The sequence below is a fragment of the Micromonospora sp. NPDC050695 genome, from assembly GCF_040654415.1.
Taxonomy (GTDB): Bacteria; Actinomycetota; Actinomycetes; order Mycobacteriales; family Micromonosporaceae; genus Micromonospora.
Genome location: NZ_JBFAHZ010000146.1, coordinates 1 through 1,555, shown reverse-complemented (window position 1 = coordinate 1,555; position 1,555 = coordinate 1). Strand labels below are relative to the sequence as shown.

Genomic DNA, 1,555 nt, shown 5'->3' with positions numbered 1-1,555 from the left:
TGGCCAGCTTCCGCAACCTGGCCCTCAACACCTTCCGCCTCGCCGGACGCGCCAACATCGCCCACGCCCGCCGAGACCTCCACGACCGCACCGACCGCACCGACACCTTCGCCGTCTACGGCATCTAACAAACCATGATCAAACCGGACACTCCCGAACAACGCCGAGGCCGTGACCCGCGCCCAGGTGCAGGAAACGGGTCGTCTCGGAGATCAGGCGACGGAACTCGGCCACGAGATCCAGACGCCCGTCGGTGCTGTACGGACCGGCAATCCGGTCGTCGCGGTAGCGGATGCGGGCGCGGCCGGAGACGAATTCAACGACCGGTGGGTCGAGTTGACCGGTAGTCGTCCTCAGCCGCAGGCCGGCGATCGCGGCATCTTCGGCCCGAAGGCGGAGGAGCGTCAGCACTCGCGCGCCGTCCACCAGTGTGGCGCTTCCCCCGGCCCTCGCCGGCGTGAGCATCAGCGTGGCGAGCACGCTGGGCGGCTGCGCGTGCAGGCTGCGATCGGTGTGTGGCGACAGGGGCAGGTCGGTGAAACCGGCTTCATTGCCACCATCGTCGGTGCGGAGACGCGGCGCGATGACGGTCAGCCCGTCGGCCACCTGGTGCGGGTGGTCGACCGGGACCGTCCAGCGGTCGAGCAGTGCCCTGACCTCGGCCACGGACCCCTGCTGAATCAGGACGACGCCATCGCGGGCGAGGGTGACGGGTAGCAGATCCGGACTCACCTCGACCTCGCATCCCGCCTCCACCAACCGCATCCGCCCCGCCTACCCGCGGTCAGTCCTCAGGTTCGTCCAGCTCGACGGCCGCCGGCAGCTCCGGCCGGGCCGGGGGCCGAACCGGAGCAGGGGTGGGCAGCGCCCCCAAGCCCGCCCGGTCCAACGCGGTGTGCAGGTTCCCAACCAGTTCCTTGAGCACATCTTCCCGGGCCTGGTTGTAGGCGAGCTGTGCCGCCGCGCCGGCGGCGGCACCGGCGCGTTCGTAGCCGCCCCAGGTGTCCAGCCACTCGTAGGCGCCGTTGACTCGACGCATCCGGGCGACCCAGTAGACGGGCCATACCGACCAAGCTATCGACCACCGACGGTCAATCACCTCAGCCGTGCGTCCACTTAAGGACCATTCTGCTGAAGGTCAATTCGCCCGGCATGATCCAGCGCCATCTCGGCGTTCAGGGGCCGCAGTGATGAACCGCCACCCACGGAACACAGCGGCGGCCCCGGCAGACGAGCCGGGGCCGCCGCCATCGTTGACGTCAGCCGTATCAGCCCGTCTTAGTGCAGGTGAGGACCACCAGCTCGTCCAGCGCGACCTTGGCACCCGCCTTCTGGGACTGCTTCTTCACCGTCCAGTTCTCCGGCAGGATCACCAGCGTGTCGAACTCGTCCTGGCTGCCAAGCTTGATGTTCGTGATGCCGAGCCGCTTGAGTTTGTCCTGGGCGCCGGCTGCATTGGACCCAATGCCACGTAGCTTAAGTTGATCATGTTGTGTGGGGTCGAAGACGGTAGATGTGAACGGTGGCTGGGTCTGGGTGGCGGATGCTGGCCGGC

The 1,555-nt window shown here is 67.9% G+C and carries 3 protein-coding genes; all 3 read right to left on the bottom strand.

The window, feature by feature from the left end; genetic code table 11:
• Positions 1–138 precede the first annotated feature (138 nt).
• Positions 139–765: a hypothetical protein gene (locus AB0H52_RS31985; RefSeq protein ID WP_357952027.1), complete on the bottom strand. Its 627-nt coding sequence runs from the start codon at positions 763–765 to the stop codon at positions 139–141.
• A gap of 19 nt (positions 766–784) precedes the next feature.
• Positions 785–1,039 carry a hypothetical protein gene (locus AB0H52_RS31980; protein WP_151493088.1) on the bottom strand — a complete coding sequence of 85 codons (255 nt, stop codon included), beginning with the start codon at positions 1,037–1,039 and terminating at the stop codon, positions 785–787.
• A gap of 229 nt (positions 1,040–1,268) precedes the next feature.
• Positions 1,269–1,555: hypothetical protein (locus AB0H52_RS31975; protein ID WP_357952025.1), on the bottom strand; the 287-nt coding region annotated here is incomplete at its 5' end.

Bases quoted from the DNA above. Each gene is read 5' to 3' on its own strand.
- AB0H52_RS31985 (WP_357952027.1), bottom strand. From the start codon at position 765: ATGCGGTTGGTGGAGGCGGGATGCGAGGTCGAGGTGAGTCCGGATCTG.
- AB0H52_RS31980 (WP_151493088.1), bottom strand. From the start codon at position 1,039: ATGCGTCGAGTCAACGGCGCCTACGAGTGGCTGGACACCTGGGGCGGC.